The sequence below is a fragment of the Telluria sp. RT2P19 genome, assembly GCF_059685725.1.
The window spans coordinates 131,915-143,127 of the sequence record NZ_JCASIL010000012.1; the positions used below are offsets into that span (position 1 = coordinate 131,915).

At 66.0% G+C, this 11,213-nt stretch carries 13 protein-coding genes; 3 read left to right on the forward strand and 10 right to left on the reverse strand.

The genetic code is table 11. From position 1 onward, the window contains the following. Nucleotides 1–103: 103 nt before the first annotated feature. Nucleotides 104–2,125, reverse strand: coding sequence for an AsmA family protein (locus AC56KW_RS16080; RefSeq protein ID WP_497171682.1), 2,022 nt, complete (start codon nt 2,123–2,125; stop codon nt 104–106). A 197-nt stretch (nt 2,126–2,322) separates the two neighbouring features. Here AC56KW_RS16080 and AC56KW_RS16085 point away from each other — a divergent pair, with 197 nt between their 5' ends. From AC56KW_RS16085 to AC56KW_RS16095, 3 genes are all read left to right on the forward strand, one after another. Further along, a complete protein-coding gene (locus AC56KW_RS16085) occupies nt 2,323–3,204 on the forward strand; it encodes a CPBP family intramembrane glutamic endopeptidase (RefSeq protein ID WP_497171683.1) in 882 nt (293 codons plus the stop codon). 81 nt (nt 3,205–3,285) lie between these two features. Further along, nucleotides 3,286–3,636: a MarR family winged helix-turn-helix transcriptional regulator gene (locus AC56KW_RS16090; RefSeq protein WP_497171684.1), complete on the forward strand. Its 351-nt coding sequence runs from the start codon at nt 3,286–3,288 to the stop codon at nt 3,634–3,636. 54 nt (nt 3,637–3,690) lie between these two features. After that, nucleotides 3,691–4,350 (forward strand): GNAT family N-acetyltransferase, encoded by a 660-nt coding sequence (locus AC56KW_RS16095; protein ID WP_497171685.1) that lies wholly within the window; start codon nt 3,691–3,693, stop codon nt 4,348–4,350. Here AC56KW_RS16095 and fliR read toward each other — a convergent pair. The 9 genes from fliR to fliJ all read right to left on the reverse strand — a co-directional run bounded on the left by fliR (nt 4,238) and on the right by fliJ (nt 11,177). Continuing rightward, on the reverse strand, nt 4,238–5,083 hold the full coding sequence (gene fliR, locus AC56KW_RS16100) for a flagellar biosynthetic protein FliR (protein ID WP_497171686.1): 846 nt from the start codon (nt 5,081–5,083) through the stop codon (nt 4,238–4,240). The genes AC56KW_RS16095 and fliR overlap by 113 nt on opposite strands. A 69-nt stretch (nt 5,084–5,152) precedes the next feature. Then, nucleotides 5,153–5,422: a flagellar biosynthesis protein FliQ gene (gene fliQ, locus AC56KW_RS16105; protein ID WP_005665867.1), complete on the reverse strand. Its 270-nt coding sequence runs from the start codon at nt 5,420–5,422 to the stop codon at nt 5,153–5,155. Between the two features lie 10 nt (nt 5,423–5,432). Then, nucleotides 5,433–6,170 carry a flagellar type III secretion system pore protein FliP gene (gene fliP / locus AC56KW_RS16110; RefSeq protein ID WP_497171687.1) on the reverse strand — a complete coding sequence of 246 codons (738 nt, stop codon included), beginning with the start codon at nt 6,168–6,170 and terminating at the stop codon, nt 5,433–5,435. After that, nucleotides 6,160–7,008 (reverse strand): flagellar biosynthetic protein FliO, encoded by an 849-nt coding sequence (fliO, locus tag AC56KW_RS16115; RefSeq protein WP_497171688.1) that lies wholly within the window; start codon nt 7,006–7,008, stop codon nt 6,160–6,162. The genes fliP and fliO overlap by 11 nt, the downstream gene beginning before the upstream one ends. Then, nucleotides 7,005–7,448, reverse strand: coding sequence for a flagellar motor switch protein FliN (gene fliN, locus AC56KW_RS16120; protein ID WP_497171689.1), 444 nt, complete (start codon nt 7,446–7,448; stop codon nt 7,005–7,007). The genes fliO and fliN overlap by 4 nt, the downstream gene beginning before the upstream one ends. Before the next feature lie 100 nt (nt 7,449–7,548). Continuing rightward, nucleotides 7,549–8,532 carry a flagellar motor switch protein FliM gene (fliM, locus tag AC56KW_RS16125; protein ID WP_497171690.1) on the reverse strand — a complete coding sequence of 328 codons (984 nt, stop codon included), beginning with the start codon at nt 8,530–8,532 and terminating at the stop codon, nt 7,549–7,551. Between the two features lie 23 nt (nt 8,533–8,555). Then, nucleotides 8,556–9,080, reverse strand: coding sequence for a flagellar basal body-associated protein FliL (fliL, locus tag AC56KW_RS16130; protein ID WP_497171744.1), 525 nt, complete (start codon nt 9,078–9,080; stop codon nt 8,556–8,558). 392 nt (nt 9,081–9,472) lie between these two features. Continuing rightward, entirely contained in the window at nt 9,473–10,726 is a 1,254-nt protein-coding gene (locus tag AC56KW_RS16135) for a flagellar hook-length control protein FliK (RefSeq protein WP_497171691.1), read from the reverse strand. Between the two features lie 7 nt (nt 10,727–10,733). Beyond that, the gene (gene fliJ / locus AC56KW_RS16140) at nt 10,734–11,177 is read right to left on the reverse strand and encodes a flagellar export protein FliJ (RefSeq protein ID WP_497171692.1); all 444 of its coding nucleotides are present in this window, start codon (nt 11,175–11,177) and stop codon (nt 10,734–10,736) included. Between the last annotated feature and the right edge of the window lie 36 nt (nt 11,178–11,213).

Genomic DNA, 11,213 nt, shown 5'->3' on the forward strand with positions numbered 1-11,213 from the left:
GGTACACACGGTACACACGGTACACACGGTACACACGCGCGGCCTCATTGTGAAAAAGCCCGGGCAGGTGCTCAACCATGCCCGGGCTGTTCAAGATAACGGCTTATTTGACCGGCTTCGGCGGCGTCTTCGCGTTCACCTTCGGCGGCTTGGTCGCGGCGGCGATCTCGGCGCCGCAATTCGTGTCCGGCGCCTTGTCGACGTTCACCAGCGGCAGCAGGGCGGCCAGCGGCGTGACCGCCGCCAGCGCCACCGCGGCGCCGGCCTTGAGCGCCAGCGGACCCGCATGCGGTCCGACCTTCGGATCGGTGAAGGTGCCGCGCGCATACAGCGGCGTGCGCAGGGTCAGGATGCGCGCCCCCTTCGATTTCGGCCGCACGTCCACGTCCAGGCTTTCCTTGGCCAGGTCGACATAGCCCGAGACATTCACCACCGCATCCTCGCTGTCGAGCACGAAGCGGTCGATATTGGCGCGGCCGTTGCGCACGGTCGTCTGCGCCGCCACGCAATTGAGCATGGTCTGCTTGTCGCCGAAGATCTTCGCGTAGACGGCGTTGGCCACGTTCAGGCCGGCCAGCTCGAGGATGAACTGGCTGACCGTGCCCTCGGTGACCACGGCATTGATCTCGCCCTGCGAGGTGCCCAGCATGGCGGCCACCGTATTGCCCTTGCCGGCCAGGACGCCGTCGCCATTGACTTCGCCGAAGCTGGCCTGCATCGACTGCAGCTTGGGGAACAGTTCGCGGATCTTGAGCCCGCGCGCCGCCAGGCGGGCCGAGGCGTCGAGCGTCTTGGTGCTGCCGTCGAGCCGGATATTCGAGGTGATGCGCCCGCCCGCCATGCCGAAGCTCAGCGGCGTGAGCGTGAGCACCTTGTCCTTCATGCGGATCGTGGTCTCGATGTCGCGCAGCGGAATGTCGTTGGTCCGCACGATGCGCTTGCCGGAGAATTTCACGTCGGCGTCCAGCGCCCCCCATTTCTCGGTATTGAATCCTTCCGCCGGCAAGGCCTTGCCGGGCGGCGGCGCCTTCACGCGCCCGGCGGCCTTGGTGCCGGCGCCGGTGTCGGCGCCGATGGTCGGGCCCAGGTCGGCCAGGCGCAGCTGCTGCGAGGTCAGGGCGCCGCTCAGGAACGGGCGCTTTTCGCGCTGGGCATAGGACAGGGTGCCGGCGATGTCGCTGGCGCCCACCTTGCCGGTGAAGTCCTTGTAGGTGAAGGTCCAGAAGTCGCCATCGCGCTTGCCCAGCAGGTCGCCACGGGTGGAGTAGGGCGGCGTTTCGGGCAGCAGCACGCCGGTCAGGCCGTACAGGTCGGCCATGCTGGCGCCGGCCAGTTCCATCTTGAGGGCGAAGCCGGATGGGGAGCGTGGATCGCGCACCACGCCGCGCAGCCCGAGCTTGTTCTGTCCGGCGCTGGCGTCGGCTTCGATCGGGAAGGTGATATCGTCGCCGGTGAGCGACAGTACCGCGCCGGCCTTGCCGCCGCCGGTGATCTTTGCCTTGTTATAGGTGCCGGCCAGGGTGAAGGCCAGGCCATACGGCGGCACGCCGGCGGCCGGCGCGCTTTGCTGGCCGTCGATCGTGCGCGCATCGGCGCGCAGGTCCAGGCGCAGCGGCTCGTCCAGGTAGCGCAGCTTGCCGCTGTTGAACGAGAGGCGCTGGATGTCGACATCCCATTGCGAGGGGCCGTTGTCCTTGAAGGTCCAGGAATTGCGGGCATCGGCGCGCCGCTCGACGGCGATGTCGGGCCCGGCCAGGCGCAGGTCGGTGATGACGACGTTTTTGCGCAGCAGCGGCAACACATGCAGGCCCACCTCGACGCGCTGGGCGGCGGCCATCCGCGGGCCGACGGTGCTCCAGGTCGGGTTGCTCATGGTGACGTCGTTGGCGCTGACATAAGGACGGGGCACATAGCGCCGCCAGCCGGTTTCGCTCTCCAGGCCACGCTGGAATTTCACGTCCAGGTCGCCGCGGATGGCGAACTCGCGTCCGGTGGTCTCGGATACCTTGCGGTTGATATAGGGCCGCAACATATTCCAGTCAAACAGCAGGAAGAACAGGATCACTACGACCGTAATTCCGAGCAGGATCCAACCGGCAATCTTTAAAGGTTTTGATGTTTTCATTGTCGATAGCAGCCAACGCGTGGCTTGGCGGGTTGAGGCGCTGCTACGCCCTGGGATTTTCAGGCTACCCCTACCATACGGTTTTGTTTGTTGGCTAAGTAGCATTGCGGCGTAATTTGTTTGGACTTTGACTTCTGTCAATTCCTCTACCGAACGGGATGCTGCTATGCAATTGTGTCGCGAATATAATTTTGCGCATGACAATTGCCCCGCACATCTTGCTTACTTTCGGCCTGCTGGCCGTGACCATCGTCCTGTTGTGGATACCCTTGCCGGCCATTCATGGCAACCGTGCGTGGCCCTGGTGCACCAGTCTGGTGCTGGCCGTCGCGGCCGGCCTGGCGGGCGGCATCCTCGACTGGCGCGCGCCAGTGGCGATCGCCGTCTTCGCGGCGCTCGCGTGGGGCGCGCGCCAAGCGCGCAACAAGCATGCGCGTGCGCTGCTGCTGGTACTGACCGCGGTTGCCGCGCTGGCGCTGGCCCTGCACAAGGCGCCGGGTTTCCACAATCCGATGCTGGCCGACGGCATCCGTTTCTCCAGCGATGGCGCGCCGTTCCCGCTATGGGCCAACTTCGACAAAGCGGTGGTCGGCATTGTCCTGCTGGGCGTGTTTTGCCGGCGGATGGGTGCGCTCGATGAGTGGCTGGCGATGCTGCGCCGCATTGCACCAGTCGTCATGTCCACACTGGTCGTCGTGCTGGGCCTGGGCTGGCTGCTGGGCCAGATACGGCCCGACCTGAAGTGGACATCCTATTCGGCCTGGTTCCTCGCCTCCAACCTTCTCATCACCTGCGTGGCCGAAGAGGCGTTCTTCCGCGGCTTCCTGCTCGGGAAGATGGCCGGCGCCATGCGCGGCTGGCGGGGTGGGGCGGTCGTCGCCGCGCTGGTCACGTCCATCCTGTTCGGCCTGGCGCACCTGGGCGGCGGCGTGCTGCTGGCGCTGCTGGCCACGATCGCTGGCCTGCACTACGCGGCGGCCTACCTGCTGTCGAAGCGGATAGAAGGTGCGATCCTGACGCACTTTATGCTTAACGCGGTGCACTTCCTCGCATTCACGTATCCGGCGCTGGCAGGCTGAGGCGGGCCTTTGCAAGGTCCCGCGTTGACGACGCCAATCCGAGTATATACATTGTTATATATCGCGTCATGGAGACTGCCGATGCCGGATTTATTGCAAGCGTTGGGGCCGACCTTCCTGGGCAGCCGCCTCAAGCGCCTGGGAGAGCGGATGCAGGCCGGCGCGGCCAGGGTCGCATCGGATGCCGGCTTGCCGGTGCAGCCAGCCCACATGCCTCTCCTGGCTGCGCTCGATGGCCAGGCGCTGACCGTCAGTCAGCTGGTGCAGGCCGTGGGCGTCAGCCAGCCTGGCATTACGCGTGGCATCGGGCAGTTGGTCGACCTCGGCCTGGTCGAATCGCAGCAGAGCCAGGGGGGCGACGCACGCCAGCGCACCATTTCGCTGACCACGCAAGGAAGCGCCGTGCTGGCGCGCGCCAAGCTGTATGTCTGACCGCAGGTCGGTGAGGCGGTGAACGCCTTGTTCGGCGGTGAGCCGGGAGCATTCATGGCGCAGATCGCCGCCATCGAAGCGGCGCTGGCCGAGAACCCGATCGACGTGCTGGCGGCCCGGTCGACGCCCCGGATCCTCACGATCCATGAGTTCAGCGACGAGCTGGCCAGCCACTTCCATGACATCAACGCCGAGTGGATCAACGCCATGTTCCGGCTCGAGGCGACCGACCGGGAGGTGCTGGAAAACCCGCGTGCCAGGATTGTCGACCAGGGCGGCGTGATCCTGTTCGTCGCAGCGCGCGGCTTGGGCATCGTCGGAACCTGCGCGCTGCAGAAAACGGGCGAACGCAGCGTCGAGCTGACCAAGATGGGCGTGCGCGAAAGCGCGCGCGGCCTCAAGGCGGGCGAATTCCTGCTGCGCGCCGTCATCGAACGGGCGATGTCCCTGGGCGCCGAGCCGCTCTACCTGCTCAGCAATGCCAAGTGCGCCGCCGGGATCACCTGTACGAAAAACTGGGTTTCCAGCACGACGCCGCGATCATGGCGGAGTACGGCGCGCGCTACGCACGTTGCGACGTCGCGATGCGCTACCAGCCGCGCTAACCCGGCGCCGGCGCCACGGGCGCCGCCTGCGCCGGCGGCGCGCCTGGCGCGCCCGGCTGCGGATTGCCGGCCCGCGGCAGCGAACGGCTGGTTTCGATGCCGTGGTTGAACAGGTTGACGATCGGCGCGCCGAGGTAGGGCAGGACCAGGCTCAGGGTCAGGAAGCCGACGCCCAGCGTGATCGGAAAGCCGATACCGAAGATGTTCAGCTGCGGCGCGGCGCGGGTCAGGATGCCCAGGGCGACCTGCGTGATCAGGAGCGCGGCGATGATCGGCATCGCCAGCTGGAGCCCGGCCGAGAAGATGCGCCCCCCCCAGCGCACCAGTTCCAGCGCCGCGTTCGAGGAGAACGGCGTTTCGGTGATCGGCATGGTGATGAAGCTTTCGGCCAGCACCTCGAGCAGCACCAGGTGGCCGTTGACGGCCAGGAAGACCATGGTCGCGACCAGGGCCATGAACTGGCTGATGGCCGACGAGCGGCCGCGCGTGCTGGGGTCGAAGAACATGGCGAAGCCCAGGCCCATGGTCTGGCTGGCGACCTCGCCGGCATACTCGATGGCGGCGAACACGATGCGCATGGCGAAGCCCATCGCAAGGCCGATGATCATTTCCTTGACCAGGATGAGAAGGCCCGCCCACGACGTGGGATCGGCGGCCGGCACCGCCGGCACCAGCGGCGCGATCACCAGCGCCAGGAGGATGCCGAGCAGGAGCTTGACGCGCATCGGCACGCCGGCGTTGCCGAACAGCGGCGCCGACGTGATCAGCCCCAGGATGCGCGCCAGCGGCCACAGCAGCCCGGCGATCCAGGCGTTCATCTCGACCGACGTCAATGTCAGCACGACACGCCTCGTAGCGTCGGATGGACGGCTGCGCCGTCCACGTGTCCAGCAACGATCGGCAGGCCCACGCTACCCGATCAGGCCCGGAATTCCGGTAAACACCTGCCGCATATAATCGAGCATCACCGACAGCATCCACGGCCCCGCCACCACCAGGGCGACGAACACGCCGACCAGTTTCGGGATGAAGGACAGGGTCGCTTCGTTGATCTGGGTCGCGGCCTGGAAGATGCTGATGATCAGGCCGATGATCAACGCCACCAGCAGCAGCGGCGCCGAGATCATCAGGGTCACTTCCATGGCCGTGCGGCCCATGGTCATCACGCTTTCGGGTGTCATGCCAGCCTCCTCAGTAGAAGCTCTGCGAAAGCGAGCCGAGCAGTAATTGCCAGCCGTCGACCAGCACGAACAGCATCAGCTTGAACGGCAGGGCGATGACGGCCGGCGACATCATCATCATGCCCATCGCCATCAGCACCGAGGCCACCACCATGTCGATGATCAGGAACGGGATGAAGATCGCGAAGCCGATCTGGAATGCCGTCTTGAGTTCGCTGGTGACGAAGGCCGGGATCAGGACCCGCAGCGGGATGTCTTCCGGCCCCTGCAGCGCTTCCGAGCGCGAAATCTTGACGAACAGCGCCAGGTCGGACTGGCGCGTCTGCTTGACCATGAATTCCTTGAGCGGCACCGCGCCGCGGTTCATGGCCTCGGTCATCTGGATCTCGTTGCGCTGCAGCGGCAGGTAGGCTTCGCTGTAGATGCGGTCGAAGGTGGGACCCATCACGAAGAAGGTCAAGAACAGCGCCAGCCCGAGCATGACCTGGTTCGGCGGGGCGCTCTGCGTGCCCAGCGCCTGGCGCAGCAGGGACAGCACGATGATGATGCGGGTGAACGCCGTCATCATCAGCAGCGCGGCCGGCAGGAAGGTCAACGACGTCAGCAGCAGCAGCGTCTGGACCGGCAGCGAATAGGCGGTGCCGCCGCCCGCCGCCGGGCTGCTCTGGAAAGCCGGAATGCCGGGCTGGGCCGCCGCGATCAGCGGCAGGGCCAGTGCGCCGGCCAACAGGAGGGTTCTAGTTCGCATTGCGTTTGTCGATCGTCTTCTTGAGCCAGTCAGAGAAATTGGCGCCCGGGTTGCCGCCGGCTGCGCCGCCGTGGCTGGTGGTCGGGGCCAGCGCGCCTTCCTGGCGCGGCATGGTGTGCAGGGCGTTGACCCGGCCCGGCGCGGCGCCGACCACGATCCACTGGTCGCCGACTTCGACCACCATGATGCGTTCGCGTCCGCCCAGGTTCAACGCGCCGACCACCCGCAGGTTGGCGCCACCACCGCTCATCCTGGGGCCGTAGCGCTTCATTACCCAGGCCAGGCCGGCCAGCAGGCCGAGCACCAGCATCAGGGCCAGGATGGTCTGCAACAGGCCGGCCGCGCCCAAACCAGCGCCGGATGGGGCGGGCGCCGACGTGGGCAGTGAGACGCGTGGCGCTTCGCCCAGCGGTGCGCTGGTCGTCGTCGACACGGGCGCGCTGGCGACCGGTGGCGTGGGCCCCACGGCCCTGGCGGCGTCGCCGGGCAGAGGGGCCGTCGGCGGGACTGTCGCAGCGGGAGTGGTGGCCGGGGCCGGCACGGCCGGCGCCGGCGGCCTGCCGGTCGTGGTTTCACCGGGACGGCGCAGGGTCTCGGCGTTTTCGTGGGCCGCCGGCGCCGGCGCCGTCGTGGTGTCCAGCGCTGTCGGCTGCTGGCCGAACGCACACACTGGCGCTAGCAGCAATGCCCCCGCCATGGATCCCAGGGTTGGCCGCGAGATCGAGCGGGACGACACGGGCGCCATTGCGGATCGACGCGCCGGCGGCGTGGCCGCCAGCCCTACGCCGTATTCGGCGGCCGGGGGGCGATCGGGAGCAAGGGCGCGGCGCAGGCTCATTTATTCAGTTTGCGGATCCGTTCAGACGGCGTGATGATATCAGTGAGCCGGATCCCGAACTTGTCATTCACGACCACCACCTCGCCCTGGGCGATCAGGCAGCCATTGACCAGCACGTCCATCGGTTCGCCGGCCAGGCCATCGAGTTCGACCACCGACCCCTGCGCCAGTTGCAGCAGGTTCTTGATGGCGATCTTGGTGCGGCCCAGTTCGACCGTGAGCTGCACCGGGATGTCGAGGATGAAGTCGATGTCGTTCGGCGTCTCGTTGCGCGCGCCCTTGTTCGAGAAGTCCTTGAATACGGCCGCCGCCGCGGGCGGTGCGGCCGCCTGCTGCTGTTGCTGGCGCTCGAGCGCGGCCGCTTCGGCAGCGGCCTGCTCGGCGATCGCCGCGCCCCAGTCGTCGTCGATGTGGTCCTGGTCGTCCTGGTTGTCAGACATGGTGTTCTCCTGTTGCTTGCAGCCGGCGCAGCGCGCCCGCCAATATATCGTTCAAGCCGGCGCGCATGGCGCATGGCGCGTGGTCAAGGCCCATTGCCGCCTATTTGCCGAACGTGTCGCTGTTCGCGAGCAGCTTCTCGACCTTCAGCGCATATTGCCCGTTGTGCACGCCGTAGGTGCACTCCATCACCGGCACGCCGTCGACGGTCGCCTCGAGCATCTCCGGCACCACGATCGGAATCACGTCGCCGATCTTCATGTTCAGGATCTCGTCGAAGTTCGCCTTGCCGTGGCCCAGCATGGCGACCAGCTCGACCTCGGCGACCTGGATCTGCTGCGTCATCAGGCGTACCCAGCGCTTGTCGACTTCGAGCGCCTCGCCCTGGAGGCTCGAGGTCAGCGCGTCGCGGATCGGCTCGATCATCGAATACGGCATGCAGAAATGGATCTGGCCCGATACCGAACCCAGCTCGACCGTGAAAGTGCACGACACCACCACCTCGTTCGGGGTCGCGATATTGGCGAACTGCGTGTTCATCTCGGAGCGGATGTATTCGAACTCGACCGGGTAGACCGGCTCCCACGACTTGGCATAGGCCTCGAACACGATGTCGAGGATGCGCATGATGATGCGCTGCTCCGTCTGGGTGAAATCGCGCCCTTCGACCCGGGTATGGAAGCGCCCGTCGCCGCCGAACAGGTTGTCGACGAGCAAAAAGACGAGGCCCGGGTCGAACACCATCAGGGCGGTGCCGCGCAGCGGCTTCATGTGGATCAGGTTGAGGTTGGTCGGGACCACCAGGTTGCGGATGAACTCGCTGTACTTCGAGACCCGCACCGAGCCGACCGAGACCTCGGCGCTGCGGCGCAGGAAGTTGAACAGGCCGACCCGCAGATACCTGGCGAAACGCTCGTTGATGATCTCGAGCGTCGGCATGCGGCCGCGCACGATGCGCTCCTGCGTCGCCAGGTTATAGGTGCGTACCCCCGAGGTGTCTTCAGGCGCCGCAATGTCGTCCTGATCGCCGTTGACCCCTTTTAAGAGGGCATCGACTTCTTCCTGTGAGAGGAAATTATCGGCCATGTTTCTAGCTTATCTACTGGTGCTCACTGGATGATAAACGAAGTGAACAAAACGTCCGACACTTCCTGTTCGTCGCCATCTTTCACGAAAGGCTCGGTGATCGTCGCCTGGATCTCCGACGCCAATTGCTGCTTGCCTTCCACGGTATTGATCTCGGATGCCTTTTTGCTCGACAACAGGAGCAGCACGCGGTTGCGCACGATCGCCATATTGTCTTTCACCAGGGTCGCCTGGTCCGCCCCCGCGACCTGCAGGGTGAACTGTACCTGCAAATACTGTTCGCCGTTTTCTGGCTGCAGGTTAACGGTAAACGACTCGATCGGCACGTATTCCTGCTTGGCGTCCGAATTCTTCTTTTTCTTCTTCTTGGTTCCCTTGGCGGGGGCGTCCTCTTCGCCATGGGCGGCCGACGACTGACTGAAATACCAACCGCCGCCGACACCCGCGCCAAGCACCAGGACGGCGGCGAGGATCATGATGATGAGCTTTTTCTTCGAGCCGGCCGTTGCCGCTGGTGCAGCCGCGTCCGCTTTCGGATCAGCCTTCATTTTCGGATTCGCTTTCAATGGATGTCTTCAGTACTGGTTGGTGGGTTCGGTATTATGGCATTGTGGCGGATAGATGCATCCGGGCAAGCCTAGAAAAGAGGGGAGAAGGGGCGGTAAATCGCTGATTGTTGCTGGCGCGCGATGACTAAATGCAAAAGATTGGTCATCCGCCATCAGCCCCGGTTTCTTTGCCGGCCAAACACGTCGTTCTTGCCACGGGCAAGAGCGACTCCCCGCGAAGGCGGGAACCCGAGTCACCCAGTACTCCAGCTAGGTCGAACGACGCCACTGGGCATGCAGACTCGGGTTCGCGCCGGCGGGAGCGACGTGTCGACGGCGATGTGCTCGAGCTGACGTGCGCTCAGCCGACGCGCGCTCAACCAACGACCGCATCAGGCAAACAAATCCACCGTCCCACGCTCGCCCAATGCCACGGTACGCGTGCGCGGCGCCACTTCGTTCACCGCCGGCTCGAGATCGCGGCCGTCGCCGGCCACATCGCCCTGCGCACCGCCGCCGCCCTGCGCACGGCGTTCACTTTCCTGCTGCTGGCGGGCGCCGGCGTCGACCGTTGCATTGTTCAGGGCAATACCGCTCTCACTCATCATCTCGCGCAGGCGCGGGAGGGCGTTTTCCAGGGCCTGGCGCACCTCCATGTGTTCCGCCGAGAAGGCCACGCTGGCCTGGTCGTTGCTCACGTTGAGCACGATCTGCACCGGACCCAGGTCGGGCGGGTTCAGGGTCAGGGTGGCGGCCTGCTCCTTGCCGACCATGTAGACGATGCGCTGGCTGACCTGGTTGTCCCAGGCCTGGCTGCCCATCCGGGCCGGGATGCGGTCGCCCGGCGCGGCGGCCGGGTTGCCGACCGCATCCGCCATCCTGGCGGCCTGGGCCTGCAGCTGGGCCAGCGGGGCCGGGGCTTCGTCGACCAATGGCACGGCCTGCTGCTGGCTCTCGCGCAGCTGGGCCTGGAACTGGTCGGCATCATGCTGGCCTTGCGCCAACGCGTTGGCAGGGGCCGCATTCGGATCGACCGGCGCGCGCTGCACGCCGGCGGCCAGCGAAACGCCTTTGCCCGGCCCATCGCTGGCAGCGGCGTCGTCGCCGGTGGCGGCCGCCGCGCTGGTCATGTTCTCCAGCGCCTTTTCCAGCGCCTTCAGTTGCACGTCGCCCGCGGCCGCGGCATCGTCCGGCAGGGTCGCGGCGTCGGCGGCCGCGGGCCTGGTCAGGCTGGCCATGAAGGCCAGCATGTCGGTGACCGGCGTGGTGGCCGCGGCGGCGGCTTCGGCCGCTTGCGCGGCCTCGGCGTCTTCCTTGCCGTCGATGGCCGCGGCGTCGGCGGCCTTGGCCTCGCCTTCACGGCTGGCCGGCCTGGCATTGGCTTTATTGGTCTGCTCGCGCACGGGCTCGCGGTTGGCGCTCTTGTCGGCGGCGTTCGGTTTCGACTGCTGCTGCGGGGCCGGTTTCGCCCCCTGCACGGCCGGTTGCGGCACCTGCTGGCGCGCCGCCAGTTCGCGCGACAGGGTGGCGCCGAAAGCGCCATTGTCGCGCGCGCTGTCGGCCAGCCGGTCCGGGCTTGCGCTGCGGGGCGCGGCGGCATTGGCGCCGTTGGCCTGGAACAGAAGATTCGTGGTCTGCGTCGTCATGGTTCACTCAGCGTTGTTTGTAGCGGGCGCCACGCGCGGCGTGGTCGTCCATCTGTTTCTGGTCGCGCTTGTTCTGCACCTTGAGCGCTTCGCTCGCGGCGCGTTCGTTCAGCGTGCGATACGACAAGCGCTTGCGTTCGCTTTCCTGCAAGGTCTTGCGCTCGGTATCGGCCTTGAACCGGGCATGTTTCAATACGTCGCGCTGGCCGTTCAAGGCACTGTCCAGCTTGCCAATAAAGGCAACGAAGTTGTGGTACGCGAACGGCGTGATGCCGGCCGCCTGGGCCGCATCGAGCTTGTGTGCATATTCGTCGCGGTAGCCGACCAGCATCTCCAGCTTCTGTTCTGCTTCCTCGACCAGTTTGTTGGCCGCGCCCAGGCGCTTGGCGGCAGCGTCGGAATCCTTCTGCGCCAGGTCGATCAGTGTGTCAAGTGCGGATAATTGGGCCATGGTGCGGCAATTTTACCGCCGGGCAATTCTAGCCAA

Bases quoted from the DNA above. Each gene is read 5' to 3' on its own strand.
- AC56KW_RS16080 (WP_497171682.1), bottom strand. From the start codon at position 2,125: ATGAAAACATCAAAACCTTTAAAGATTGCCGGTTGGATCCTGCTCGGA.
- AC56KW_RS16085 (WP_497171683.1), top strand. From the start codon at position 2,323: ATGACAATTGCCCCGCACATCTTGCTTACTTTCGGCCTGCTGGCCGTG.
- AC56KW_RS16090 (WP_497171684.1), top strand. From the start codon at position 3,286: ATGCCGGATTTATTGCAAGCGTTGGGGCCGACCTTCCTGGGCAGCCGC.
- AC56KW_RS16095 (WP_497171685.1), top strand. From the start codon at position 3,691: ATGGCGCAGATCGCCGCCATCGAAGCGGCGCTGGCCGAGAACCCGATC.
- fliQ (WP_005665867.1), bottom strand. From the start codon at position 5,422: ATGACACCCGAAAGCGTGATGACCATGGGCCGCACGGCCATGGAAGTG.
- fliP (WP_497171687.1), bottom strand. From the start codon at position 6,170: ATGCGAACTAGAACCCTCCTGTTGGCCGGCGCACTGGCCCTGCCGCTG.
- fliO (WP_497171688.1), bottom strand. From the start codon at position 7,008: ATGAGCCTGCGCCGCGCCCTTGCTCCCGATCGCCCCCCGGCCGCCGAA.
- fliN (WP_497171689.1), bottom strand. From the start codon at position 7,448: ATGTCTGACAACCAGGACGACCAGGACCACATCGACGACGACTGGGGC.
- fliM (WP_497171690.1), bottom strand. From the start codon at position 8,532: ATGGCCGATAATTTCCTCTCACAGGAAGAAGTCGATGCCCTCTTAAAA.
- fliL (WP_497171744.1), bottom strand. From the start codon at position 9,080: ATGAAGGCTGATCCGAAAGCGGACGCGGCTGCACCAGCGGCAACGGCC.
- AC56KW_RS16135 (WP_497171691.1), bottom strand. From the start codon at position 10,726: ATGACGACGCAGACCACGAATCTTCTGTTCCAGGCCAACGGCGCCAAT.
- fliJ (WP_497171692.1), bottom strand. From the start codon at position 11,177: ATGGCCCAATTATCCGCACTTGACACACTGATCGACCTGGCGCAGAAG.